1 protein-coding gene is annotated in these 439 nt (G+C 59.9%); it reads left to right on the forward strand.

Annotated elements, in window-relative coordinates; genetic code table 11:
- On the forward strand, nt 1-439 hold a 439-nt coding region (locus tag SMC5_RS10500), incomplete at both ends, for a WD40/YVTN/BNR-like repeat-containing protein (RefSeq protein ID WP_407079769.1).

A 439-nucleotide genomic window follows, 5' to 3' on the forward strand; every position in this document is an offset into this window, starting at 1 on the left:
CCATCAAGATGGGACCGGAAGGCGGGGACGGCGTTGTCGCACTGGCGATCAATCCAGCAAATCCTTCGATCATGTATGCAGCCTCTGCCTATACCTACTATCAGCAGACACTGTGCCGGATCCTGCGTTCCATCGACGGCGGCAACACGTGGACTGTAGCCCTTGCTGCCGGCGATGCGCTCCTTGGCATCGACCTTTACGCCATTGTCCTCGACCCCGCAACGCCCACGACCGTCTACGCTGCCGGCGATACCGGCATCATCCGCTCGACGGACGGTGGGGCCAATTGGACGGACACCGGTCTCCATCAAGGGGTTACGTCCCTTGTCGTTAACCCGGCTACTGCTACTTTATATGCCTGCACCTGGCACGGCGTGTTCAGCTACAACATGTCCTCATCCCATACCTTGACGGCCGTGACATCCCCTTCTGCGGGAGG

The sequence above is a fragment of the Candidatus Cryosericum odellii genome (assembly GCF_003570935.1).
GTDB classification, from domain to species: domain Bacteria; phylum Caldisericota; class Caldisericia; order Cryosericales; family Cryosericaceae; genus Cryosericum; species Cryosericum odellii.